Below are 23258 nucleotides of genomic sequence, written 5' to 3' on the forward strand. Positions count from 1 at the left end.
TCACGGCCCGGTCGACGTCGGTGGCGGCCAGGCCCGGCTCGGCGAGGGAACGGGGGACGCCGAGCCGGCCGCCCAGCTCGTACGACTCCCTCGCCGGGTCCGGGGCGTCGAGGGCCCGACGCGGCACGGCCAGGGCGTCGGGCACCTCCGGCGCGTCCCTTTCCCTCTGCGCGCGACGCCGTGACGGCGGTGACCCCTCCGTAGGCCCGAGTCCCACCGCCGACGTGCTGAACAGCTGCCTTCGAAGGTCAGCGGCCCAGGTAGGCGAGCTCGGGGAAGTGCCCCTGGTAGGCGTCCAGCAGGCGCTTGGCGACGGCGTACGAGTCGATCAGGGGGTGGATGGTCAGGGCCCTGACGGCGTGCGCGCGATCGCTGGTGGTGGCGGCCCGGATCACCGCGCGTTCGACGGCCTTGACCGAGCACACCAGACCCGTGCCGTGCTCGGGCAGCGGGGCTCCGGCGATGGGATGGGCGCCGTTGCCGTCCACATGGCAGGGGACCTCGATGACGGCGTCGTCGTCGAGGACCGGGATCCGGCCGCGGTTGCGGACGTTGAGGATGAGAGTCGCCCGCTCGTCCAGCGCGATGGCCCGCATCAGGGCGAGGGCCACCTGCTCGTAGCCGCCGGACTCGAGGTCGCACGAGTCGCGTTCCCCCATGCCGACGGCCTCACGGTTCTCGGCCATGTAGGTGGTCTCGCGCTCCAGCCGGGTGGCGTCCCAGGCGTTCCAGGCCGCGCGTGGCGCCGGCGAGGAACCGTCGACGGTGGCCACGGAGGTGTAGAAGCGCTGCTGCTGGGAGTGGAGGAAGGCCCCCCGGGTCTGCTCCGCGGCTCTCGCCGAGCGCACCGACTCACGGCTGAAGTAGTAGTAGTGCAGGTACTCGTTGGGCAGCGCGCCGAGCGTGCGCAGCAGGTCGGCGCCGAAGAGCTTGCCCTCCTCGAAGGAGGTCAGCGCGGCCTCGTCCTCGAACAGCGACGGCAGCAGATCCCGGCCGTCGGCGTACAGACCGCGCAGCCAGCCCAGGTGGTTCAGCCCCACGTAGTCCAGGCGGGTGCGCGCCGGATCGACGCCGAGCGCCCCGGCCACGCGGCGGCCCAGGCCCACCGGGGAGTCACAGATCCCGATCACCCGGTCCCCGAGGTGTGCGGTCATCGCCTCGGTGACCAGGCCGGCCGGATTGGTGAAGTTGATGACCCAGGCGTCGGGAGCCAGGGCGGCGATGCGGCGGGCGACCGCGGCCGCCACCGGGACGGTGCGCAGCCCGAAGGAGACGCCGCCCGCGCCGACGGTCTCCTGGCCCAGCACGCCTTCCGCCAGCGCGATGCGTTCGTCCGCCGCCCGGCCGGCGAGTCCGCCGACGCGTATGGCGGAGAACACGAAGTCCGCTCCGGTGACCGCCTTCTCGAGGTCGGTCGTGGTGGTGACGGCCGGCGGGTCGGGATGCCCGGCCGCCTGGTCGGCGAGGACCTTGCGGATGGTCGTCAGCCGTGAGGCGTCCAGGTCGTACAGGGTCACGTCGGTGACGCGCCCTTCGCCGCGGTCGCCCAGCAGCGCCCGGTAGACCAGCGGGACCCGGAAGCCCCCGCCGCCCAGGATCGTGAGTCTCATACTTCGACCACCTCAACTCCCGCCTCGCGCAGTCGATTGCAGGTCTTCTCGTCCCCGGGCGCGTTGGTCACGACGACGTCGAGCTCCTCGGGACCGCACACCCGGGCCATCCCGGTGCCGGGGAACTTGCCGGCGTCCGCCACCAGGACCACCTGGGCGCTGGCGGCGATCATCGCCCGTTTGACCGGCACCTCGACGGCCGTGGTGTCCAGTACCTGGCCGTCGGGGCGGACCCCGCTGGTGCCGAGGAACAGCCGGTCGGCGTGGACCTGGCGCAGATTGTCCTCGGTGAGGAAACCGACCAGCGAACGGTAGTCGCGCCGCACCACACCGCCCAACAGGATCAGCTGGACGTCCTTGTCGTCCTGGAGCTCCTCGTAGACGGCCAGATTGCTGGTGATCACTGTCAGGGAGCGGCCGTGGAGATGGCGGGCCACCCGGTGAGCGGTGGTGCCGATGTCGAGCAGCACGGTCTCGCCGTCCCTGACGAGGTTTGCGCACCAGGCGCCCAGGGCGTCCTTCGCCTCGACACGGACGCCGGCCACGTCGGCGAACGGGTCGTCCTCGCCCACGACGGGGGCGGCACCGCCGTAGACCCGCTTGAGCAGTCCCTCGTCCTCCAGTTGCGCGAGGTCGCGCCGGACCGTGGCCTGACTCGCCCCGACCTTGTCGGCCAGGGCGACCACCGAGGTGGGCCCGTCCGCACGCAGAGCGCGCAGGATCAGCTGATGTCTTCGGTCAGGGAGCATGCGGCAGACCATACTCGCGAACGCGCCAAACTCAAGCAAAGTCGCGCATGAATGTCTCGATACCTGCTTGACCCTTGTCAAACCCGCGCACCGGGTGCACTCTCTTGCGTAATTCGGAGCCAGGTCCGGACCCCACTCCGGTCGGCCGAAGCGGATGAACGGCATATTCCGCCGTCACGGACGCGTCGGCACCGTCTGAGAGAACCAGGTCACATACCCCGGGTGGCTGAAGGGTCCACACCCACGCCGATGCTCTTCAGCCACCCGGCCTCCCGCCGCGCCCCTCCGCGGCCACGACCCACAGGTCCTGTCGGGCATGCCGGACACGCCGAACCCGCCGAAATCTAGGAGAAGACCGTGGACCTTTCCCGCAGACGATTCCTTCAGGCCGCCGTACTGACGGCCGCCGCGGCCGGCGCCACCGCAGCGTGCGGCGGCGGCTCCGGATCGAGCGGCAGCAAGGACAGCAAGAACCTGACCCTCTGGTACTGGTCGGGAGGCCTGAGCGACAAGGTCGTCGCGGACGCCAAGAAGCACTTCTCCGACATCACCCTCAAGACCTCCGTGGTCGGCGGCGACTTCAAGACCAAGCTGCTCACCGGCCTCAGGGCCGCGCAGTCCGCCCCGGACATCACCGGCATCAAGGGCGAGGACATCGCCTCGTTCCTGCCCAACGCCAACCGCTTCGTCGACCTGAAGACCGTCGGCGCGGACAAGCTGGCCCCGCAGTACCTGTCGTGGAAGCTGAAGCAGGCCACCACCCAGGACGGCAAGCTCATCGGTTTCCCGATCGACATCGGCCCCTGCGCCACGTTCTACCGCGAGGACCTCTTCGCGAAGGCGGGGCTGCCCACCGACCCGGCCAAGGTCTCCTCCGAACTGTCCACCTGGGACGACTACTTCAAGGCCGGCGTCGAACTGCACAAGGCGGTCCCCAAGACCTTCCTGATCAACAACATCGGCTCGGTGTTCTCGATGGTCATCGGCCAGGGCACCCAGCGGTTCATCGACGAGGACAACAGGTTCATCGGCGACCAGGACCACATCCGCACCGCCTGGACCACCGCCGTCAAGCCCTACACGCTCGGCATCGACGCCAAGATCAACGACAACACGTGGAACGCCGCGATCGGCAACAGCTCCCTGGGCACCGAGATCGGCGCCGCCTGGCACGCGCTGGACATCAGCAACGCCGCCCCGGGCACCAAGGGCAAGTGGCGGGTGGCGAGCCTGCCCGGCGGGCCGTCCAACCTCGGCGGGTCCTTCCTGGCCATCCCCGCGACCAGCGGCAACCCCGAGGAGGCCTTCAAGATCATCAGCTGGATCCTCAGCCCGGAGAACCAGGCCCGCGGCTTCACCGACGCCGCCCTGTTCCCGACCGCCCCGGCCGCGTACAACCTGCCGGCACTGACCGGCGGCGACGCCTTCTTCGGCGGCCAGAAGAGCATCGAGATCTTCGGCCCGGCGGCCGAGAAGATCCCCACCGCCTACGAGGCCCCGGCCGACGCGGCGGTCTCCGCGCCCTTCTTCAGCGAGCTGACCAGCATCGAGGCCAAGGGCAAGGACCCCGACGAAGCCTGGAAGGACGCGGTCGGCCAGGCCAAGCAGATCGCCCAGCGGCAGGGAGTGAAGTGACATGTCGTCAAGCCCGGTAGCCGGCCCGGCACCCACCGGACCGACCTCCGGATCCGACACGGGCCCCACCGGACAGGCCGTTCCGGACCGCTCGCACGGTCCGGGGCGGCGCGCCCCACGGATCCGGCCGGTGTCGGCCGGGGCCCGGCGCGGGCCGCGACGGCGGGTCGCCAGGCACTGGCCGCAGTACCTGGCCATCTCGCCGTACTACCTGATCTTCTCGGTCTTCATGTTCTTCCCGGTGATCTACACCGTGTACCTGGCGTTCCAGAAGTGGGACGGCATCGGGGACATGCACTTCGTCGGGTTCCAGCAGTTCCGCTTCCTGTGGGACGACCCGGTGTTCTGGCTGTCCGTGCGCAACACCCTCGTCATCTGGGTGCTGTCGACCGTGCCGATGCTCTTCCTGGCGCTGGTGCTCGCGGTGCTGGTGAACTCCACCAGACGTCTCACCGCGTTCTACCGGGTCGCCCTGTTCATCCCCAGCATCACCTCGCTGGTGGCCATCGCGATCTTCTTCGGCGCGATCTTCAGCAACAACTTCGGCCTGATCAACGCCGTCCTCAGATCACTGCACGTGTCGGCCGTGCCCTGGATGAGCAACGAGTGGACGATCAAGCTGGTGATCGCGGCGCTGATGACCTGGCAGTGGACCGGCTACAACGCCATCATCTACCTGGCCGGCCTCCAGGCGATCCCCTCGGAGCTCTACGAGGCCGCCCGGATGGACGGTGCCGGCCCGGTACGGATCTTCTTCTCCGTCACCATCCCGCTGCTGCGGCCCATCATCCTGTTCACCGTGGTGGTCTCCACCGTCACCGGTCTGCAGAGCTTCACCGAACCCCAGGTGCTGTTCAACAGCGACGCGTCCACCAACCCCAACTCCGGCGGTCCGGGCCAGGCGGGCATGACCACACTGCTGTACTTCTACCACCAGGCCTTCGACAACAACGACTTCGGCTACGCCGCCGCCATCGTCTGGGCCTTCTTCCTGCTGATCCTGCTCATCGTCCTCATCAACTGGCGCCTGGTGCAGCGTAAGGAGCGACGGCCATGAACGGCTTGAACCGCAACCGCGTCCGGGGGCTCAGCGTCCATGTGATCCTGATGCTCGGCGTCGTCATCTCGGTGTTCCCGTTCTACTGGATCGTCGTCATGGCGACGAACACCTCGCAGGACATCTACAGCTACCCGCCGAAACTGTGGTTCGGCGACCACCTGCTGGCCAACATCCAGCACCTGTTCGACAAGATGGACTTCTTCGGATCGCTGTTCAACACCGTGATCGTCGCGGTCTGTACGACGGCGCTGGTGCTGTTCTTCGACTCGCTGGCAGCGTTCGCCTTCGCCAAGTACGACTTCCCCGGCAAGAAGTTCCTCTTCGGCGTGCTGCTGTCGATGTACATCCTGCCGACCCAGCTGGCGATCATCCCGCAGTACGAGATCATGGTGCAGCTGGGCTGGCTGGGCACCCTCAAGGCGCTGATCGTGCCCGCCGCCGCCAACGCCTTCGGCATCTTCTGGATGCGCCAGTACACCACCACCAGCGTCCCCGACGAACTGCTGGACGCCGCCCGCATCGAGGGCGCCGGCTTCTTCCGGCTGTACTGGCACGTGGTGCTGCCGTGCGTCCGCCCGGCCCTGGCGTTCCTCGGGATCTACACCTTCATCGCCGCCTGGAACGACTACATCCTGCCGCTCGTGATGCTGGTCAACCCCGACCGCCTCACCCTCCAGGTGGCGCTGGCCCAGCTGTACGCCGGCCACTCCACCGACTACAGCATGGTGATGGCCGGCGTGCTGCTGTCCGTCATCCCCCTGGTACTGGTGTTCACCTTCTTCGCCCGGGGCTTCATCGCGGACGCCACCAAGGGCGCCCTGCGCTGACCGCGGCGGGTGATCGGCAGGCCTGCGCGGACCCGGGACGGGCGGCACCCGGGGACCGACTCCGGTCCCCGGGCCGAAGCCCTTCGAGGGCGCCGTCAGTCGACGTCCACCGGGCCGTCGTCCGCCTTCTTGTCCTTGCCCGGGTGCAGCTGGAGCAGGGCGCTGCCGTTGCCCTCCGCGGGGCGGCGGCCCTCGGCGGAGTCCTGGCCGCCCAGGTTCTGGCGGACCGAGTCGAGGATCGTCAGGCCCTGGGAGACCAGGCCGGCGGCGATCTCGCCCAGGCCGTCCGCGCCGTTCAGGACGTTGACATTGGCGCCGGCGAGACCACCGGCCGCCTCCTTCACGATCTGCGGGAGCTGGTCGATCAGCATCCGGTCGAGCGCGACCCGGTCGTAGGAGGCCGCCGCCTCGGCCTGGATCTTCATACGCTGCGCGTCTGCGGCGGCGAGCACCCTGATCCGCTCCGCCTCCGCCTCCGCGGGCTTCACGATCTCGGCCACCAGCTGCTGCTGGCGCAGCTTGGCCTGGCGCTGCGCCAGCTCGGTCTGGGCGGCGAGCACCTCCTGCTGGGCGTGGGCCTGTGCCAGCGGTCCGGCCTGTGCGGCCTTCGCCTGGGCGCGGTCCACCTCGGCCGAGTACTCCGCCTTGACGATGGCGGTCTGCCGGGCGTACTCGGCCTGGTTGCGTGCCGCGACCTGCTCCGCCTCGACCGAGGCCTGCGTGGCCTGTGCCTGGGCGATCTGGGCCTGCCGCTGGATGGCCGCCTTGTGCGGTGCGGACATGGCCTCGATGTAGCCGGTGTCGCCGTCGTCGATCGACTGGATCTGCAGCGAGTCCACGATCAGACCGATCTTCGCCATCTCGATCTTCGAGGTGTCCAGGACCTCCGCGGCGAGCTTCTGCCGCTCGGTGACGATCTCCTCGACGGTCATCGAGCCGATGATGGCGCGCAGGTGACCCGCGAAGATCCGGCCGGTCAGCACCGACATCTGGTCCTGGTCGGAGAGGAAGCGCTGGCCCGCGTTGATGATGCTCTCGTGGTCGTTGCCGACCTTGAAGGCGATGACGGCGCGGACGTGCAGCGCGATGCCCTGCCTGGTCACACAGGTCTCGGTGACCTCGGCCTCGCACATCGACAGGGTGAGGAAACGGGTCTTGCGAAAGACCGGGAGCACGAACTTGCCGTGCCCCGTCACCACTCGGAACGGCGCGCCCCCCAGTCCCCGCCGGCCCCCCGAGATCAACATCGCCTCGTCGGGAGCGGGAACGCGGTATCCGAACATTTCTCTTTCTACTCCTCAGTCGGCGTCGGCGAGATCGCCGAGCGCGTCCAATGGATCCCTCCACTCGATGACGCCGACCTCGCGACAACCACGCGACTCGATCACGAGAACCGTCACCCCCGTGGGCAGGGGATCCTCCGACCAGGCGAGAAAGGTCTCGGAACCGCCTCTGACCCGCACCAGGATCTCGCCGGGGCCCGCGGATCCGCGGGTTCCGACGAGCACTTTCCCCGTACAGCCGATCACGGCCTCGTCCTGCGGCATCATCGGCCGCCCTCCCACGCTCTGGCCCACGATTCAGACGATAGACCTACCAGGGCCGGGGGCCCAACGGGCACGACGTTTCGGCCGCAGGGCCGGGCGAACGGCAGGTCGTCCCGCGGCCCCCGCACACGCGAAACCGGGCCGGGATGACGCTCCCAGGCCGGGGACGGTGCGGGTGTGCAGCGACCCGTCCGTGGTGATCCCCCTCAGGGCGGCGCGCTGAGCGGTGGTGAGGACCCGCTGATGGCCGTCCTCGGTCACCACCTCGGCGGCGATCACCTGCCCGTCGGCGAAACGAGCCGCCAGGGTGCCGGCCGGCTGTCCGCGTTCGTTGAGGAACCCCAGATCCGTCGCCCCGCCCGTCCGGCGCTGCAGACCACCCTGGCTGCGCTCGGCGGCGTCGGTGACGCGCTGGTCCAGATCCCCCAGCAGATAGACGCGCTGGACGAACACCGTGGTGAGCGCCATGGCCGCACACACCACGACCAGGGCCACCGAGACGAACAGCACGAGCCGGACCCGCAGCGAGCGCCGGCCCAGACCGGGGCCCGACCGGCGTGTCCAGGGCCGCCGGCCCCTCACGTCCACTCGTCCGCGGCTCTGATCGCGTACCCCACACCGCGCACGGTGCGGATCATCGGCGCCCGCCCCTTGTCGATCTTCGCGCGCAGACCGTAGATGTAGACCTCGACCAGATTCCCCTCGCCGTCGAACGACGCGTTCCAGACGTGGTCGAGGATCTGCGCCTTGCTGAGCACCTGGTGCGGATGGCTCATCAGGAACCGGAGGAGGTCGAACTCCTTGGTGGTCAGCTGGACCGGCGTGCCGTCGCGCTGCACCTCGCGGGTGCTCTCGGCCAGCACCAGGTCGCCCAGCACCCGCACGGATCCCTGGTCGCACGTCTGCGCCGGGCCGGCCCGGCGCAGCAGACCGCGCAGCCGCAGCATGACCGCCTCCAGGGAGAACGGCTTGGTCACGTAGTCGTCCGCGCCCGCCGACAGCCCGTCGATCCGGTGCTCCAGCGCGTCGCGCGCGGTGAGCATCAGCACGGGCAGCCGCTTGTTCTCGCTGCGCAGCCTGCGCAGCACCTCGACCCCGTCCACGTCGGGCAGCATCCCGTCGAGGACGACGACATGCGGGGCGCAGTCCCGTGCGATGCGCAGCGCGCCGCGTCCGTCCTCCGCCGAGAAGGACCGCCACCCCGCCTCGGCCACGCCGCGGACAGCAGCTCGGTGAGCTCGGGCTCGTCGTCGACCATCAGCACGCGAACCGTGCCTTCACGTGTACCGGAAGCGCCAGACATGGGCCGAGCTTCTCTCATTCGGCCATGAGAACCATGTGGGTCGGCTGAGTGCGGGCCGTGGGGTGCGGTCGACCGGCCCGTCGCTCAGCGGCGCGGTGACCGGCGGACGGTCAGGACGGCGACGTCGTCGTGCCGGCGGTCGTCCCCGGCGAACGCGAGGGCGTCCTCGTGCAGCGCCCGGGGCAGTTCGGAGGGGGAGAGGTCGAGGTGCTTCAGCAGGCGTTCGTCGATCGGGTAGAAGGTGCCGTCGGCGGCGCGGGTCTCGGTGAGGCCGTCGGTGGTCAGCAGCAACGTCGAACCGGCCGGGAAGGTGAACCAGCCCACGGTCGTGGGCTCGGCGGCCAGTTCGGCGAGCCCGAGCGGGACGCCGGAGTCCAGGGGCGGGGTGGTGACGGCGCGGTCGTGCACCAACCGGGGCGGAACATGCCCGCAGTTGACGACCTGCGCCTCCGCACCCGTGTCGACGCCGATGATGAGGGCGGTGACGAACCGTTCGTCCTCGCCGGTCTCTTCGGCGTAGGAGTTGTGGCGGACAACGGCGGCGTCGAGGGCGTCGACGAGCGCGGTGAGCGTGGGCTCACGGTGGGCGGCCTCGCGGAAGGCGCCGATGACGGCGAACGCGGCGCCCACGGCGGCCAGCCCCTTGCCCTGCACGTCGCCGATCAGCACGCGCGTGCCCCAGGGAGAGGCGACGACGTCATAGATGTCGCCGCCGACGAGCCGGTCCTCCTGCACGGGCTCGTAGACGCCGTTGACCAGGACGTCGTCGGTGACCACGGGCAGTGGGTGCAGGATGTGCCGTTGCATGGCGGCGGCGGTGGAGCGCAGGCGGAGCATCTCGTGCTCGCGCCCGATGCGCCGGTGGCAGGCGTAGACGGAGGCGGCTCCCAGGGCGAGGGTGAGCAGCACCAGCAGCGCCCGGTCGAGCGGTCTGCCCCCGTCACCGGCCCGCAGGAGCACGGTGAAGGTGACGAAGAGGGTGGTCCACGCGGCGACGAACCTGGTCTGTTGAACGGTGCACAGCGCCGACGCCGTTCCCGGCAGGAAGACCAGGAGCCCGAGAAGCCACACCTCGGACCCGGACAGGACGCCGAGCACCTCCACCAGGACCGTCACCGACAGCACACCGAGGACCGTCTCGGCGTTGCTCGGAGGCTCGATGGCATCGACGGTGTCGGCGGCACGCGTCCGACGGATACCGATCATGGGCACTCCCGGGCAGCTGGTGATCTCTCTGTACCTTAGACAGACGGTCGGCCCGGCGGATGGGCGGAGGCGAGCAGGCCGAGGGTGGTGTCGAGCGCTACGGCCCGCTTCGCCTCGGGTGCGGCCGCGGGGAGGTGGACGGCGGCACCGTCGAGTGCCGGCCGCATGTCTCCCGCTTCGATCCGCGCACCGGCGAGCCGCTCGACCCACCGGCGACACGGCCCGTCCCCGGGTACCCGGCGGGGATCGACGACGGAGTCGTGTACGCACGCGTGAGGCCGCAGAGGAAACGATGACCCCGTCGTCGGAGAACGCACCGACGACTTCACCGCCGAGCGGGCGGATGCCGCCCGTAACCGCGCCCGGCTCCTGGCGGCGGCCGCACAACTGGTGACCGAACGGGGAGCCGGGCATTGACGATGCAGGCGGTCGCGGAGGCGGCCGGCGTCGGAAAGGGCACGCTCTTCCGCCGGTTCGGCGACCGCGACGGGCTGCTGCCCGCCCTCCTCGGCGAGACCGAGGCCGCGTTCCAGGAGGCGTACGCCTCAGGCCCGCCGCCGCTGGGGCCGGGGACACCCGCGGCGGTTCGACTGGTGGCGTTCGGCAGTGCCCTGGTGGAGCGCACGGGTGCTGACGCGGACCTGGGGGCCGCGCTGGGACGGCAAGTGATCTACGGGCGCCGCCACGGTCCGGAGACCGGACGGGCCTTCCACCGCCACATCTCAACCCTCCTTCGAGGGGCGGGGATCGAGGCGGACCACGACCTGCTCGCCCACGCCCTCCTCCCCTTCGCGAGCTTCGAGACGGCGGACTGCCTGCGCAAGGAGCATGCGGTGTCCACGGCACGTCTGCAGGCTGCCTGGGCGGACCTGGTACGGCGGGTGACCCGGCCGGGCGGAGCGTGGCCCACCCGCGCACCGACGGGGCCGAGACACCGCTCATGACCGGGTGGCCCGCGCGGGTGTGGCGTGCAGGCGCCTGTCTGCCCGTGGCGCGCTCTCCGTCCGCTGCCCGCCCCTCGGTGCGGGGGAGCAGCGGACGGGCGAGGGCTCAGGCTTTGCCCTGCAGCCGCCAGACCTGGTTCTTCTTGGTGCCGAGGGCGCTCGCGGGGTCACAGGTCCACTGGTGGACCAGGGCCCGCGGCTGGGTGGAGACGTTGGAGACGTCGACGCACTTGCCGCTGTGCACGGCGACGAGCTGGTAGTCGTGGCTGTTGCCGAGTGCGGTGACGGGGGAGAGGGTGAACATCTGGTTGGTGCCGCCGTTGCAGGTGTACTGGACGACGGCGGCTCCGTCGGCCGTGGAGGCGCCCGCGACGTCCAGGCACTTGCCGCTGTGCTCGTCGACGACGGTGTAGGTGTTGGCCCGGCCGGCGACCGGCTTGAGGTCGAGCATCTGCTGGTAGCCGCCCTCGCAGTAGTACTGCTGGTACTGCGTGCCGTTGGCGGTGCTCAGGTCGGTGTCGTCCAGGCACTGCCCGCTGTTCTGGCTCACGGCGACCGTGGAGACGGTGGTGTTGGAGGGCGGGAGGAGGGTGACGGTGTAGCCGTCCTTGGCGTTCGACCAGGGGAGGGTCAGCGAGGCGGAGTTGCCGCTGACGGTGAGCGTGGTGTCGGAGACCGTCTCCGGGCCGCTCACCGCGGCTCCGTTGTTGTACGGGACGCGCTGGACGACCGCCCGGACCCTGCTGTTCTCCACGACCGACGTGGTGTTCAGGCCGGTGAGGTTGACCGTGACGGTGCCGGTGTTGCCGTTGCTGCCGAGCAGGACCTTGGCGTTCTTGGCGGAGTTGTCCTTCGTGGCCAGGCCGTCGGTGCCGGCGCCCGGGACCAGATTGACGATGTTGCCGGTCTGGGAGCCGTAGTAGCGGTACATGAACCACTCGCCGAGCGGCAGGTACTGTCCGGCGCTGTTCTTGGTGAGGAGGTTGGCCTCGTAGTCGTGGAGGTTCGTGCCCGAGGCCCAGTTGCCGCGCAGGCCGTCGGCGCCGGCCCGTTCCAGGCGGCCCATGAACCAGGCGCCGCCGCCGGGGGACTGCATGGACAGGGTGGCGTACTCGTTGATCTGGTAGGGGCGGGTGTTGGTCAACCCGGCTGCGGCGAGCGTGGAGTTGGCGCGGCCGACGTCGGTGACCGGGTCGCCCGGCTCGTCGTGCCAGCTGTAGATGTCGGGTGCGACGTTGTTGGCCTTGACGTAGTTCAGGTACGTGGTCCACCAGGTGTTGGACGAGTTCGGCTGGCTCGCGGTGCTGGGCCCGACGATGAGCTGGCCCGGGAACGCGGCCCGGACGCGGGCGTAGAAGCGCGACCACATCTGCAGGTACTGGGTCTGCGAAGGCCCCCAGAAGTTCCGGCCGTCGGGCTCGTTCCACAGGTCCCACTGGACGGTCATGTTGTTGGCGCGGACGTCGTTGATGAGCTGGGTGACGAAGTTGTCGAAAAGTGTCCAGTCACCGTTGTCGCCGGGCCAGCCCTGGGTGGTGGTGGCGTCGGCGCCCCACAGGTCGTGCGGGAGCAGGACGAACGTGCCGCCCAGAGCGGTGGTCCGCTTGTACTGGGCCAGGGTGGAGTTCCAGCGGGTCTGGTAGCCGGCGAGGCTGGTGCCGTAGCCGCCGTTGTTGAGCTGGGCTCCGCCGGCCCGCATGAAGTGCCACTTGACGTCCTTGAAGAAGTGGTCCTGCGGCAGCGCCCCGTCCGGGGTCATCCCGTAGATCATTCCCGAGGCGTGGTAGGTGGGGGCTCCGCCGGCGGTGGCGAAGTCCACGGTGACGGAGGTGTCGGCGGCGTGCGAGGCGGTGGCGGGGAGCAGACTCGCCGCCAGGGCCGTCAGCAGGACGGCGGTTCTGGTCGCCGGACGAGGTGAACGGGGGTGCATGTGCGGCTCTCCAAGGGGGTGAGGCGTCAGGACTGCTTCTGTGCGAGGGGGGTGACGGCAATGCGGTCGATGACCGGCGCGTACGGCGAGCGCTGGTCGTACTGGTTGTAGGTGTCGCCGTTGAAGTCGGGCAGCTCCTCGGCGGTGAAGGTGAGCCGGTTGGCGCCCTTCTTCAGCGTGAGCGGGACGGTCAGTTCCCAGAAGTTGTTGAAGTGGAAGGTCGTGGGGAACAGCACCCGTCGGGCCGGTCCGCCGTTGACCGAGAGGTCGGCGTGCCGGGCGATCGGGTCGGGGTTGTAGTGGGTGGCGGGCGCCTGTTCGGCGTTGGAGTAGCGGATGGTCACCGCGTGCCGCCCGGCCTTCTCGGCGACGACGTCGACGCTGAGGGCGTTGGCCTTGCCGTCGCCGATGTCGGTGACCGCCCTGCCGCCGGAGGCGAAGGTGTAGGCGTCGCTCACCTTGGCGGCGCCGGTCAGCCGGCCGTCCTCCGCCTGGTACACCTTGGTCGTGAGGGGGCCGCTGGACGGCGCGACCCGCAGCCGGTCCAGCACCAGTTCGTGCACGGCACCGGTGAGGGTGATCTTGTTGATGCCGCCGGACAGGAACACCCGGACCTGGTCCGTGCCCTTCTTCGGCCCGCCGACCTCGGGTACGTCGAGCTTCTCGCCGTTGAGGGAGAGGCTCGCCCGGCCACCGCCCAAGTGGTCGACGGACAGGGTCGATTCACCGCCGGCGGCGCTGTGGACCCAGAAGGTGGCGGAGTCGCCCTTGGCCAGCGGCACGGCGCCGGGGCCCGAGGCGCCGGGACGGTCGTAGCGGGGGAGCGCTCCGGAGAGGGTGGCGTACTCGGCCTCGTAGACCGCCGGCGCCGCCACGTGCCCGTCCCGCAGCGACAGATCGACCTTGTCGATGATCGCGTCGCCCTTCGTGACGCCCAGGTCCGGGTCCTTCGCGGCGAGCGTGATGCGGTGCTTGCCGGCGCTGAGCTTCACCGTGGTGTCGGTGTGGCCCCAGACCACCCACTTGTAGCCGAGCGGCAGCCGCAGCTCCTGCGGATCCGCGCCGTCCACGCGCAGGAAGACGTTGGTGGGCCCCTGCTCCTTCACCAGGTCGTACAGGTTGTAGGAGTTGGCGAAGACGCTCAGGTCGTACGTGCCGTCCTGCGGGACCTCGACGTCGAAGGCGAGCACTCCGTCGGAGCCGGTGCGCAGGCCGCCCACGTTGTAGGTGCCGGAGGTGGCGAACCCGCCGACGTGGGAGGGCGTGCCCTCGGGCCCGTTCCTCGAGTAGCCGCCGCCGGTGTACGTGGCGTTCTCCGCCTCGTACGTCTTGCGCCAGCTCACCGAAGGCTCGGCCGGTACGCCGCCGTGGCCGCCGGGGGAGAGGACGACCTGGTAGGCGGACATCTCGTTCATGCCGGTCATGGGGAGGGTGACGGTGCCGTCCGCCCCGACCTCGAGTTCCTTGTCGGCGAGGCGCAGCGGCTGGGCCGAGTCGCCGACCTGGCCGGTCCAGGGGATCTCCTGCACGGTGGCGTGGACGGTCGTCCCGAACAGCTTGGGGTCGATGTTCCTGAAGACGACGTCCGCGTCCCCGCTCTTGCCGCCGAAGAGCGCCCGGGACTGCCTCTTGTCCGCGTCGAGGGTGGCCACGCCCTGGAGGGTGTACTGCTGGTTGGGGTGCGGCGCGGTCACCTCGACGGTGTGGCCGGACATCTGGCCGTAGGCGTTGAACAGCCACCACTGCCCGTTGCCCTTGTTGGCCTCGACGGCCGAGTCGTTGAGGTTGCCGTCGATGTTCCAGTACGCGAGATCGGCGTCGATCTTGGACTCCTCGATGGCGGAGACCCACTGGACGACCTGGCCGGGGACGGAGAGGTGGTAGTTGTGGCCGTACTCGTTGACGTTGACCGGCAGCGGCCCGACGCCGACGTCCTTCTCCATCTGCCGGTACCTCGCCACGTTCGTACGGACCGCGGCGGGACTGGAGAGCTCGTGCCAGGTCATCACGTCGGGGACGACGTCGTTGGCCTTGGCGTACTGGAGGAAGCCCTTGACCTGGGCGTAGAGGACGCTGGTGTTGGGGCCGGCGATACGGGCGTCCGGGTCGAGGCCCTTGATGAGGCGGTAGACCTCCTTCCAGGCCGCGAAGTAGTACTGCGGGTCGTTCAGCCAGGAGACCTTGTTGTAGCTCCACTCGCCCGTGCCGAACATGTTCCCCTCGGGCTCGTTGAACGGCACGTAGACGACATGGTCCTTGTATGCGCCCATGGTCAGAACCTGCTGGACCTGCTTCTTGATCTTCGCCTCGAAGTCGGCGAGCCGCGCCGGACCGTCCGGGCCCGGCCACTGGTAGGGGAAGCCGCGGTAGATGTCGGTCATGTAGACGTAGACGTCCTTGCCGCCCGAGTCCACGAACGGCGGCAGCATCTCCAGGGCGTCCGCGCCCGGATGCTGGGGCCCGTCCTGGGCCTTGGTCGACACCGTGCGGACGTGCATGCCTTCGAGGACGTTGCGGCTCGGCACGCCGTCGCCGTAGACCCCGTAGAGAGAGCCGGACGCGCCGCCGTGGAAGGCGCCGGTGTCCGTGGCGAGGTCGATGGTGAGCTGTTCGGGTTCCGCCGCGCGGGCTGTGCCGGTGGCGCCGGGTACGGCGAGGAGGGCGGCCAGGGCCGTCAGGGCCGTGCCACCGACGCCGGCTCCTGTTCTGCTGCGGGTGCGTCGCACTGAGGTCTCCGTGAGGTGATCCGTCATAGGAGTCGAACCGGTTCGAAAGAATGCGTGCCGGAAGCTAGCACCGCCGAAAAGGGCCGAGCAATACCTTCGACCCGGATCGGTCAGCAGTTACCCGGAACTCGGCGCAAGGCATTGACAGCGGCTCCCGTCGCTCCTAACTTCCCTTAACGCGAACCGGTTCGACAAAGGAGTGTTGCCGTGAACATCGGTGAGATCGCCAAGCGTGCCGGTGTCTCGCGCAGTACCGTGTCCTACGCCCTCAGCGGCAAGCGCGCGGTGTCGGAGGAGACCCGGCGCAAGATCCAGCAGGTCATCGACGAGCTGGGCTACCGGCCCAACGCCAGCGCGCGGGCCCTGGCCAACGGCCGGACCAGCACCATCGGCCTGGTCTTCCCGCCGGCCGGCAACCACTACACCGGCATGCAGCTGGACTTCATCGGCAGTGTGGTGGAGGCCGCGGCGGCCTACGACTACGACGTGCTGCTCTCCCCGAGCGGTGTGGACAGCGACCGTTCGTTCCAGCGGCTGCTGGCCGAGCGGCGGGTCGACGGTGCGATCCTGATGGAGATCAGACTCCAGGACGACCGGGTGGACCACCTGGGCGAGGTGAACTTCCCCGCCGTCTGCATCGGCCGCACGGCCAGCTCGGACGGCGACTGGTGGGTCGGGCTGGACCACACCGCGCTGGCGGCCGCCTGCGTCAACCACCTCGCCGACCTGGGGCATCGCAGGATCGCCTTCGTGAACCGGCCCGAGCACCTGCTGCGGGCCGGCTACGAGTCGGCGCACCGTGGCATCGAGGGCTTCACGAAGGCCGCGGCCGAGCGCGGGCTCACCGTACGGACGTACTGCTGCGGCGACGACGCCCCCTCGGGGCAGGCCTGCCTGGAGCGGATCCTGCAGGAAGACCCGGACACCACGGCCCTGGTCACTCTGAACGAGGCCGCGCTGGGCGGTCTCTACCGGGGCCTGGCCGTGGCGGGCCGCCATGTACCGCGTGACTTCTCCGTCACCGGGGTGGTGGCCGGGCGGTGGGCGGAGACGGTGACCCCGCAGCTCACCGCGGCGGACGTGCCCGCGGAGCAGATGGGGCGCCTCGCCGTCGACCTGCTCGTCGAGCGTCTCGGCCACCCCGACGCGGCGCCACGCCACCACCTGCTGGCGCCGCCCATCTCCCTTCGCTCCAGCACCGGGCCGGCCCACCGCGTCCCGGACTCCGGTTCCGGCAACCAGTTCTGACGGTCCGTCAACTTCCGGCTCCGCTTCGTCACCGGCCGCGCGCCGGTCGGTCGCCCCACCACTTCGGCGTGCCCGTCGTCTTCGGCATGCCCTCATCCACCTCGCAGAGGACCGCGCCATGAACAGAACCACCGGACGACGGCTCACCGCCGTGGCCCTGACCGTCGTCGCCCTGGCCGCCGGCACCACCGCCTGCTCCTCCGGCGGCAGCTCCGCCGCGAAGGGCGAGGACGACGGCACCTACACCGTCTGGGACCCCTACCCGCAGTTCGCCAAGGACTCGGCGTGGGCGAAGCTGCTCGACGGCTGCGGCGGCAAGGCGGGAGTCAAGATCAAGCGCACCGCGTTCGACACCAGCGACCTGACGAACAAGGTGCTCCTGGCGGCCCAGCAGGGCAACTCGCCGGACCTGCTCATCGTCGACAACCCCGTGGTGTCGACCCTGGCGGAGGCCGGCGTCCTCACCACCACCGACGACAACAAGTTGGACACCTCCAAGGCCGACCCCAACCTGCTCGCGGCCGGCCAGTCGGGCGGCAAGACGTACGGCACGCCCATCGGCGCCAACACCCTCGCCCTCTACTACAACAAGGACGTTCTCAAGGCGGCGGGCGTCGACGTCGCCTCGGTCAAGGACTGGACGTCGCTGACGGCGGCGCTGGGGAAGGTCAAGAAGGCGGGCAAGAAGGGCATCACCTTCTCCGCGATCGGCACCGAGGAGGGCAGCTTCCAGTTCCTGCCGTGGTTGTGGGGCTCGGGCGCCAAGCTCACCGAACTCGACTCCGCCCAGGGCGTGTCGGCGCTGTCCCTGTGGACCGACTGGCTGAAGCAGGGCTATGCCCCCAACTCGGTCATCAACAACACCCAGACCACCAGCTGGCAGGAGTTCGCGAGCGGCGACTACGCCTTCGCCGAGAACGGCACCTGGCAGCTCGCGAACGCCGAGAAGGCCGGCTTCGACTACGGAGTTGTGCCCGTACCGGCCTCGAACGGGGGCAACGCGGCGGCCCCGACCGGCGGCGAGTTCGTCACCGTCCCGGTCCAGGACGACACCGGCCGCTACACCACCGCGCAGAAGCTGGTGACCTGCCTGACCAGCACCGAGAACCTCTACGCCACCGACACCACCCTGTCCTACGTGGCCCCCACCGCCGAGGTCCAGAACAAGCAGGTCGCGGCGAACGCCGAGCTGGAGCCCTGGGTCGCGGCGGTGAAGGCGGCCAAGGGACGCACCAGCGACGACCTCGGCACCAAGTACCCCAAGATCTCCGAGCAGATGTGGAAGGCGGTCCAGTCCGCCCTCAGCGGTGCCAAGTCCCCCAAGGACGCGCTCGGCGCGGCCCAGGACGCCGTCAAGTAGTCGAAGCCCAGGGGCTGTTGATGAACCGCACGACACACCCACCGGACAGCCGGACCGCGCTCGACCGGACCGGGGCGGCCTCTCCTGCCCCGCCCCCGGCCCTCCCCGGGCCCAGGCGCCGCCGCCCTGCCTCCCAGCAGTGGGCCGCCTGGGCGTTCCTCGCCCCGGTCACCCTCTACCTCGGCCTGTTCTACGCCTATCCCCTCTACCGCAACCTCGACCTGAGCCTGCGCGACTACACCGTCCGCTCGTTCGTCCGGGGCGACGCGCCGTTCATCGGCCTGAAGAACTTCGAAACCGTCTTGCAGGACCCGGCCTTCGGACCGGCGCTGGTGCACACCGTGGTGTTCACCGCCGTCTGCCTGGTCTTCCAGTACGCCATCGGCCTGGCCCTCGCGGTCTTCTTCAACCAGCACTTCCGGCTGTCGGCGACCCTGCGCGCCCTGTTTCTCGTACCGTGGCTGCTGCCGTTGATCGTGTCGGCCTCCACCTGGTCGTGGATGCTCAACAGCGAGTCGGGGATCGTCAACGCCATCCTGCACGCACTCGGCATCGGGCCGGTGAATTGGCTGACCTCGCCGTCCTGGTCACTGACCTCGGTGATCGTCGCCAACATCTGGATCGGCGTCCCGTTCAACCTCGTCGTGCTGTACAGCGGTCTGCAGTCGATCCCCACGAGCCTGTACGAGGCGGCGGCCCTCGACGGGGCGAACGCCTGGCGTCGCTTTTGGAGCATCACCTTCCCGCTGCTGCGCCCGGTGTCCGCCATCACCCTGTTGCTGGGCCTCGTCTACACGCTCAAGGTCTTCGACATCATCTGGATCATGACCAAGGGCGGCCCGGCGGACTCGTCCACCACCTTCGCCACCTGGTCCTACCAGCTCGGCTTCGGCAACCTGCTGCCCGCCTTCGGCCCCGGCGCGGCCGTCGGGAACCTGCTCGTCGTCGCCGCCCTGGTCTTCGGCCTGGTGTATCTGAGGGTCCAGCGAAAGCAGGCACTGTCGTGAGCGCGCCCACCATGAACCGCCCCGGCCGTACCACGTGGTGGAAGACGGCCACGGGCCTCCTCCTCACCGCGATCATGCTCTTCCCGGTCTACTGGATGCTCAACGTGTCCTTCACCCGCGACCAGGACATGCGCAAGAGCCCGCCGGACCTGTTCCCCGTGCGCGGCACGCTGGAGGGCTACCGGGCCGTCCTGGACCAGCAGTTGCCCTACCTCGGCACCAGCCTCGTCATCGGCCTGGGCACCGTCGTCCTCACCGTGGCGCTGGCCGCGCCCGCCGGCTACGCGCTCGCCAAGCTGCGGCCACGTGGCGGCGTCGTCGTCAGCTTCCTCCTCCTGGTCGCCCAGATGATCCCCGGCATCATCATGGCGATGGGCTTCTACGCCATCTACCTCGGCCTCGGGCTGCTTCAGTCGGTGCCCGGCCTGATCGTCGCGGACTCCACGCTGGCCGTCCCGTTCGCGGTGCTGATCTTCACCGCGTTCATGTCCGGCATTCCGGAGGAGCTGCTCCAGGCCGCCAGGACCGACGGAGCCGGGCCCCTGCGCACGTTCCGGTCGATCGTGCTGCCCATGAGCCGCAACGCCGTCGTCACGGTGTCGCTGTTCGCGTTCCTATGGTCCTGGTCCGACTTCGTGTTCGCCAGCACCCTCGCCGGCGGTGGGACACACGAGCCGATCACCCTCGGCATCTACCACTACATCGGCAACAACAACCAGGAGTGGAACGCCATCATGGCCACCGCCGTCGTGGCCTCGCTGCCCGCCGCGGTCATCCTCGTCCTCGCCCAGCGTTACGTCGCCGCCGGCGTGACCGCAGGAGCCGTCAAGGACTGACCGGCCGCCGTCGTTCCGGCCGCAGAACCGATCCCGCCGCAGATCCGATCCGGCCGAAGAGCCGATCCCGCTGAAGAAACGAGTAGCCCCTTCATGACCGCCGCCCGCCCCGGCCCGGCCTTCTCCCTCCACGACATACCGTTCAGCACGCACGGATCCTGGTTCGACGTCTCCCCGGTCCTGGCGCAGGGGACGTACGCCGAAGACCTTCACCTGGTCTCCCACCAGAACGGCATGCACGCCGTCCTGCGCCTCGTCCCCCTCGACCCGGCGACGGGCGACCGGGCCGACACTCTGGTCACGGCGACACCGAGCCTGTTGAGCTGGACCCACGGGAGCGGGCGCGTCGACCTCGCCTACGCGTCACCCGACACCGTGCGCCTGCGCGGGACCGGGCTCGCCCTGCGCGTCACCGCCGCGGAGCGGACCCTGACGCCCTTCACGGGCACGTACTTCTTCCGCGACCCGGCCGACGGCGCGTACGTGTTCACCTCCTACGAGACCGGACGCCGCTACCGGGTCACCGTCCTGTCGGGCGTCGTGGACGACGTCCTCGGCAGCCAGGCCCTGGGCGAGGCCGACCGCGGACTCACGATCACCACGGACACCGACGGCACCTGGGAGGCCGCCGTCGAGGAGTTCGACAGCGCGCGCCGTCCCCACCGCGCCCGGACGACCTTCGGCGAGGTCGTGGCCGCGGCGGAGCAGGCCTTCGCCGACTTCGCCGACGCGGTGGCCCCCTGGCGCACGGCACACACCCCGGCCGCCGAACTCGCCGTATACGTCCTGTGGTCGGCGACGGTCGACCCGGCGGGGCTGGTCACCCGGCCGGCGGTGCTGATGTCCAAGCACTGGATGGACAAGGTCTGGAGCTGGGACCACTGCTTCAACGCCCTCGCCCTGGCGCCCGGAGCGCCCGCGCTGGCCTGGGACCAGTTCTCGCTGCCGTTCGACCACCAGGACGACAGCGGGGGCCTGCCCGACTCGGTGACCCACTCGGAGGTCCTGCACAACTTCGTCAAACCCCCCATCCACGGCTGGACCCTGGCCCACCTGCGCAGGCGCCTCCCCGAACCCCTCGATCACGCCGAACTCGCCGACGTCTACGACCGGTTGAGACGCTGGACGGACTTCTGGCTCACCGTGCGCCGCGCACCGGACGCCGCCCTGCCCCACTACCAGCACGGCAACGACAGCGGCTGGGACAACGCCACGACCTTCGACCCCGAACGCGTCGTCGTCACCGCCGACCTGACCGCGTTCCTCGTCCTCCAACTGCACGAACTCGCCGCTCTGGCAACGGAACTCGGCCGTGACGACGACGCGCGCGGCTGGACCCGCACCGCGCGGACGACGCAGGCGGCCCTGCTCGACGAACTGTGGACGGGCGAGTGGTTCGTCGCCCGGGGCGCCGACAGCGGCGACACCTGGGGCAGCTCCAGCCTCCTCGACCTGATGCCCATCGCGTTGGGCGAGCACCTGCCCGAGAACGTCGCCAAGACGCTGGCCACCCGGATCGAGGCCCACCTGACCCCGTACGGCCTGGCCACCGAACTGCCCACCTCACCGCACTACCGCCCCGACGGCTACTGGCGCGGCCCCATCTGGGCACCCGCCACCGTCCTCGTCGAGGACGGTCTGCGCCGGGCCGGCCACCACCGCCTCGCCGACGAGATCAGCACCCGCTTCCGGCGCCTGTGCGAGACCCACGGCTTCGCCGAGAACTTCGACGCCCTCACCGGCACGGGCCTGCGCGACCGCGCCTACACCTGGACGGCAGCCGCCTACCTCCTGCTCGCCGAAGCCCACGCGCTCCGAGGCGCCCCGTCGGGCCCGGAGCGCGCCGGCTGACACCGCCCGGGGCCCGTTCCCCCGCTCAGTGGTTCACGATCACGGGCCGGCCGGTGCCGAGCCGGACGCGTCCGGGCGGGAGGCCTCCGGCGAGGAGACCGGTTCCGGGGCTGCCGTACGTGGCCGGCGCGGCAGGTCGGCTCCGTGGACGAGAACGATCTGCGGGCCGGGTATCGCCACGAACCGGGCCGGGTGGTGGCGCCTCTCCTTCCCGGGCTCGGTGACCGCGAGCGGCCACTGGAGCACCAGGTCGCCCTCGCCGAGGGTGTCCCGCTCGCCGTCCATGCTCAGCAGCTTGCCCTCCCACAGCCGTCCGTCGGTCAACTCCACCGCCAGCCACAGGGAATGCCCCGGCGGCGTCAGTTCGACTGCCCTGCGCAGCGGAGGGGACGGGGTGTGCCGGACCGCCGTGCCGCCGTAGCGGGCGACGACCGTCCCGGCCGACGCCGCGACCACCAGGCTGATCACGAACGCCAGGACGCCCGACCAGATGGCCTGCCAGGGATGAGCGGTGAGGTAGGGGGAGCCCTTCAGCAGCCCTTCGAGCGGCAGCAGCGCCGTCCAGTGCGGCGCCGGCAGCAGTACCACCAGCGTCCCCACGGCGCTGCCCACGGCTCCCACGCAGACCAGGTCCACGAGTTCCAGGAGGGAGGTGCGCCGGCGCCGGGGCCGACGCACCTCGACGATACGGACGTAGACGTACCCGGGCGCGGCGGAGACGAGCAACACGACGAGCGCGACGACACTGGTCGGCATCTTCCCCCCCCCCGTCTTCGCGTACCTTCGCCTGCCTTCGTGTGACCCCTGTGGGTCAGCCGGTCCCGCCGCCGTTGGAGCCGTTCCCGGTGGCCGGGGGCTGCTCGCCGACCGGCTGCGGTGGCTGCTGCTGTGGGGGGTTCGGGGTGCCGAACGGCCCCGGGAGCCCGGCCGCCCCCGGATCCGGCTCGGGCGGCATGTCGACCCCTCGCGGGCCCTGGCTGTCGTCGTTCAACTCGCTTTGCTGCACGAGGTCCTTCAGGTCCGCGTGCGTGTCGACGAGTTCCCGGAGCCCGTCGTCGAACTCGTCGTCGTCGAGATCGTCGGAGCATTCGTAGAACTCGGCCAGAACGGCTCGGGTCCCGTCGGAGACCTCGTGCCACCCGGGGGCGTGGACAGCGGTTCGGACGCGCGAGTCGGTGACGGTGCGCGGCGGGCCGGGAAACGCGGGACTGTCGGGACTGTCGGGACGGCTGGAACGCACGACTGCTGACACCTCCGGGTGCGGCTGGATCAGGGCGCCCGGTCATCCTGCCAGTCTCAGTCCTGTCAAGTAGTCCCTTTTCCCGCACAAATCTGTTCATCAGTACGTAATCTGGGGGAGAGAGCATGCCTCGCCTCGGCCGTCCGAAGACGTCACCGGGCCTGGGGCCCGGGCGAGGG

Annotated in this window: 20 protein-coding genes and 1 pseudogene; 9 read left to right on the plus strand and 12 right to left on the minus strand. The window is 70.0% G+C overall.

Annotated features, from left to right (window positions below):
- Window positions 1–248: 248 nt before the first annotated feature.
- Both OG289_RS44605 and OG289_RS44610 read right to left on the minus strand, forming a co-directional pair.
- Window positions 249–1610 carry a 6-phospho-beta-glucosidase gene (locus OG289_RS44605; RefSeq protein WP_327319724.1) on the minus strand — a complete coding sequence of 454 codons (1362 nt, stop codon included), beginning with the start codon at window positions 1608–1610 and terminating at the stop codon, window positions 249–251.
- Window positions 1607–2359 (minus strand): DeoR/GlpR family DNA-binding transcription regulator, encoded by a 753-nt coding sequence (locus OG289_RS44610; protein WP_327319725.1) that lies wholly within the window; start codon window positions 2357–2359, stop codon window positions 1607–1609. The genes OG289_RS44605 and OG289_RS44610 overlap by 4 nt, the downstream gene beginning before the upstream one ends.
- Before the next feature lie 357 nt (window positions 2360–2716).
- Here OG289_RS44610 and OG289_RS44615 point away from each other — a divergent pair, with 357 nt between their 5' ends.
- The 3 genes from OG289_RS44615 to OG289_RS44625 all read left to right on the plus strand — a co-directional run bounded on the left by OG289_RS44615 (window position 2717) and on the right by OG289_RS44625 (window position 5881).
- The gene (locus OG289_RS44615; RefSeq protein ID WP_327319726.1) at window positions 2717–3994 is read left to right on the plus strand and encodes an extracellular solute-binding protein; all 1278 of its coding nucleotides are present in this window, start codon (window positions 2717–2719) and stop codon (window positions 3992–3994) included.
- A gap of 130 nt (window positions 3995–4124) precedes the next feature.
- Window positions 4125–5051, plus strand: coding sequence for a carbohydrate ABC transporter permease (locus tag OG289_RS44620; protein WP_327319727.1), 927 nt, complete (start codon window positions 4125–4127; stop codon window positions 5049–5051).
- Window positions 5048–5881 (plus strand): carbohydrate ABC transporter permease, encoded by an 834-nt coding sequence (locus tag OG289_RS44625; protein WP_327319728.1) that lies wholly within the window; start codon window positions 5048–5050, stop codon window positions 5879–5881. The genes OG289_RS44620 and OG289_RS44625 overlap by 4 nt, the downstream gene beginning before the upstream one ends.
- Before the next feature lie 95 nt (window positions 5882–5976).
- Here OG289_RS44625 and OG289_RS44630 read toward each other — a convergent pair whose 3' ends face one another.
- From OG289_RS44630 to OG289_RS44655, 6 genes and pseudogenes are all read right to left on the minus strand, one after another.
- Window positions 5977–7164: a flotillin family protein gene (locus tag OG289_RS44630; protein WP_327319729.1), complete on the minus strand. Its 1188-nt coding sequence runs from the start codon at window positions 7162–7164 to the stop codon at window positions 5977–5979.
- A 15-nt stretch (window positions 7165–7179) separates the two neighbouring features.
- Complete coding sequence (locus OG289_RS44635; RefSeq protein ID WP_327320986.1) at window positions 7180–7428, minus strand: hypothetical protein; 249 nt, start codon at window positions 7426–7428, stop codon at window positions 7180–7182.
- 33 nt (window positions 7429–7461) lie between these two features.
- Entirely contained in the window at window positions 7462–8010 is a 549-nt protein-coding gene (locus OG289_RS44640) for a hypothetical protein (RefSeq protein ID WP_327319730.1), read from the minus strand.
- A pseudogene (locus OG289_RS44645) lies at window positions 8007–8731 on the minus strand (response regulator transcription factor). The gene OG289_RS44640 and the pseudogene OG289_RS44645 overlap by 4 nt, the downstream one beginning before the upstream one ends.
- 84 nt (window positions 8732–8815) lie before the next feature.
- Entirely contained in the window at window positions 8816–9937 is a 1122-nt protein-coding gene (locus tag OG289_RS44650) for a PP2C family protein-serine/threonine phosphatase (RefSeq protein ID WP_327319731.1), read from the minus strand.
- Window positions 9938–9972: 35 nt separating this feature from the next.
- Window positions 9973–10104 (minus strand): hypothetical protein, encoded by a 132-nt coding sequence (locus OG289_RS44655; RefSeq protein ID WP_327319732.1) that lies wholly within the window; start codon window positions 10102–10104, stop codon window positions 9973–9975.
- Between the two features lie 252 nt (window positions 10105–10356).
- Here OG289_RS44655 and OG289_RS44660 point away from each other — a divergent pair, with 252 nt between their 5' ends.
- Entirely contained in the window at window positions 10357–10881 is a 525-nt protein-coding gene (locus tag OG289_RS44660) for a TetR/AcrR family transcriptional regulator (protein WP_327320987.1), read from the plus strand.
- A 106-nt stretch (window positions 10882–10987) separates the two neighbouring features.
- On the opposite strand, the gene OG289_RS44665 is transcribed toward OG289_RS44660, so the two are convergent.
- On the minus strand, window positions 10988–12811 hold the full coding sequence (locus OG289_RS44665; protein WP_327319733.1) for an RICIN domain-containing protein: 1824 nt from the start codon (window positions 12809–12811) through the stop codon (window positions 10988–10990).
- Window positions 12812–12837: 26 nt separating this feature from the next.
- A complete protein-coding gene (locus tag OG289_RS44670) occupies window positions 12838–15537 on the minus strand; it encodes a cellulosome protein (RefSeq protein WP_327319734.1) in 2700 nt (899 codons plus the stop codon).
- 207 nt (window positions 15538–15744) lie between these two features.
- On the opposite strand from OG289_RS44670, the gene OG289_RS44675 reads away from it, so the two are divergent.
- The 5 genes from OG289_RS44675 (at window position 15745) to OG289_RS44695 (ending at window position 21839) form a co-directional block, all read left to right on the plus strand.
- Entirely contained in the window at window positions 15745–16785 is a 1041-nt protein-coding gene (locus OG289_RS44675) for a LacI family DNA-binding transcriptional regulator (RefSeq protein WP_327319735.1), read from the plus strand.
- Window positions 16786–16903: 118 nt separating this feature from the next.
- The gene (locus OG289_RS44680) at window positions 16904–18145 is read left to right on the plus strand and encodes a sugar ABC transporter substrate-binding protein (RefSeq protein ID WP_327319736.1); all 1242 of its coding nucleotides are present in this window, start codon (window positions 16904–16906) and stop codon (window positions 18143–18145) included.
- Between the two features lie 20 nt (window positions 18146–18165).
- Window positions 18166–19152 (plus strand): carbohydrate ABC transporter permease, encoded by a 987-nt coding sequence (locus OG289_RS44685; RefSeq protein WP_327319737.1) that lies wholly within the window; start codon window positions 18166–18168, stop codon window positions 19150–19152.
- Between the two features lie 11 nt (window positions 19153–19163).
- On the plus strand, window positions 19164–19988 hold the full coding sequence (locus OG289_RS44690; RefSeq protein WP_327320988.1) for a carbohydrate ABC transporter permease: 825 nt from the start codon (window positions 19164–19166) through the stop codon (window positions 19986–19988).
- Between the two features lie 93 nt (window positions 19989–20081).
- The gene (locus OG289_RS44695; RefSeq protein WP_327319738.1) at window positions 20082–21839 is read left to right on the plus strand and encodes an amylo-alpha-1,6-glucosidase; all 1758 of its coding nucleotides are present in this window, start codon (window positions 20082–20084) and stop codon (window positions 21837–21839) included.
- Window positions 21840–21878: 39 nt separating this feature from the next.
- Here the strand turns inward: OG289_RS44695 and OG289_RS44700 are convergent, their stop codons facing one another.
- Complete coding sequence (locus OG289_RS44700) at window positions 21879–22595, minus strand: DUF6338 family protein (protein ID WP_327319739.1); 717 nt, start codon at window positions 22593–22595, stop codon at window positions 21879–21881.
- Window positions 22596–22650: 55 nt separating this feature from the next.
- Window positions 22651–23079 carry a hypothetical protein gene (locus tag OG289_RS44705; protein ID WP_327319740.1) on the minus strand — a complete coding sequence of 143 codons (429 nt, stop codon included), beginning with the start codon at window positions 23077–23079 and terminating at the stop codon, window positions 22651–22653.
- Window positions 23080–23258: the final 179 nt, after the last annotated feature.

Origin of the sequence: Streptomyces sp. NBC_01235, assembly GCF_035989285.1 — a bacterium.
GTDB lineage: Bacteria > Actinomycetota > Actinomycetes > Streptomycetales > Streptomycetaceae > Streptomyces.

What these genes read in the sequence shown, in the direction of transcription:
- OG289_RS44605 (WP_327319724.1), bottom strand. Translation starts at nt 1,610, where the DNA reads ATGAGACTCACGATCCTGGGCGGCGGGGGCTTCCGGGTCCCGCTGGTC.
- OG289_RS44610 (WP_327319725.1), bottom strand. Translation starts at nt 2,359, where the DNA reads ATGCTCCCTGACCGAAGACATCAGCTGATCCTGCGCGCTCTGCGTGCG.
- OG289_RS44625 (WP_327319728.1), top strand. Translation starts at nt 5,048, where the DNA reads ATGAACGGCTTGAACCGCAACCGCGTCCGGGGGCTCAGCGTCCATGTG.
- OG289_RS44630 (WP_327319729.1), bottom strand. Translation starts at nt 7,164, where the DNA reads ATGTTCGGATACCGCGTTCCCGCTCCCGACGAGGCGATGTTGATCTCG.
- OG289_RS44635 (WP_327320986.1), bottom strand. Translation starts at nt 7,428, where the DNA reads ATGCCGCAGGACGAGGCCGTGATCGGCTGTACGGGGAAAGTGCTCGTC.
- OG289_RS44650 (WP_327319731.1), bottom strand. Translation starts at nt 9,937, where the DNA reads ATGATCGGTATCCGTCGGACGCGTGCCGCCGACACCGTCGATGCCATC.
- OG289_RS44655 (WP_327319732.1), bottom strand. Translation starts at nt 10,104, where the DNA reads ATGCGGCCGGCACTCGACGGTGCCGCCGTCCACCTCCCCGCGGCCGCA.
- OG289_RS44660 (WP_327320987.1), top strand. Translation starts at nt 10,357, where the DNA reads ATGCAGGCGGTCGCGGAGGCGGCCGGCGTCGGAAAGGGCACGCTCTTC.
- OG289_RS44665 (WP_327319733.1), bottom strand. Translation starts at nt 12,811, where the DNA reads ATGCACCCCCGTTCACCTCGTCCGGCGACCAGAACCGCCGTCCTGCTG.
- OG289_RS44680 (WP_327319736.1), top strand. Translation starts at nt 16,904, where the DNA reads ATGAACAGAACCACCGGACGACGGCTCACCGCCGTGGCCCTGACCGTC.
- OG289_RS44685 (WP_327319737.1), top strand. Translation starts at nt 18,166, where the DNA reads ATGAACCGCACGACACACCCACCGGACAGCCGGACCGCGCTCGACCGG.
- OG289_RS44690 (WP_327320988.1), top strand. Translation starts at nt 19,164, where the DNA reads ATGAACCGCCCCGGCCGTACCACGTGGTGGAAGACGGCCACGGGCCTC.
- OG289_RS44695 (WP_327319738.1), top strand. Translation starts at nt 20,082, where the DNA reads ATGACCGCCGCCCGCCCCGGCCCGGCCTTCTCCCTCCACGACATACCG.
- OG289_RS44700 (WP_327319739.1), bottom strand. Translation starts at nt 22,595, where the DNA reads ATGCCGACCAGTGTCGTCGCGCTCGTCGTGTTGCTCGTCTCCGCCGCG.